This is a genomic window from Mesorhizobium sp. M4B.F.Ca.ET.089.01.1.1 (assembly GCF_004022605.1).
GTDB lineage: Bacteria > Pseudomonadota > Alphaproteobacteria > Rhizobiales > Rhizobiaceae > Mesorhizobium > Mesorhizobium abyssinicae.
Genome location: NZ_RZOS01001198.1, coordinates 1 through 602 on the forward strand (window position 1 = coordinate 1; position 602 = coordinate 602).

General features: G+C 65.3%; 1 protein-coding gene. It reads left to right on the forward strand.

What is annotated here, in order from left to right:
- Positions 1 to 107: 107 nt before the first annotated feature.
- Positions 108 to 602, forward strand: a 495-nt coding sequence (locus EN780_RS36755) for an ATP-binding protein (RefSeq protein WP_128276618.1), incomplete at its 3' end; no start/stop codon positions are given.

The following is a 602-nucleotide window of genomic DNA, read 5'->3' on the forward strand; positions in this document are numbered from 1 at the left end:
GTCGGCGCTGCTGCGCCGGTGCGATCGGCGCCGGTGGATATCGTTGCGCCTTCCGCTCTGTTGCGGCCGCTGGCCGAATATGAGGCACTGGTGGGAGGCAGCTGGTGATGACGACGGTCGATCACGAGATGCTGGTGGCTCAGCTCGACCGGCTGAAGCTGACCGCGATCCGGGACCAGCTCGATACGCTGCTGGACGAAGCGGCGCGTTCGCAAATGACCTTGCGCGAGGCTTTGGCCTTCCTGGTGACCCGCGAGATCGCGCGGCGCGACGAGCGGCGCATCTCTATGGCAGGCAAGATCGCGCAGTTCCCGTTTGTGCGCGAACTCGATGGCTTCGACTTCGACGCGCAGCCGTCGCTGGATCAGCGCCAAATCCGGGAGCTGGCGACCTGCCGCTGGATTGCCCATGGCGACACGGTCCTGTTCCTTGGACCTCCGGGTACGGGCAAAACACATCTGGCGGTGGCTCTCGGGCGCGAGGCGATCCAGCAGAACCATAGCGTCCAGTTCGTCACGGCGGCCACGCTCGTGGCGATGCTGGCCAAGGCCCATGACGACGGTTCACTCGAAAAGCAACTGACGACCCTGTCGCGGCCGAAA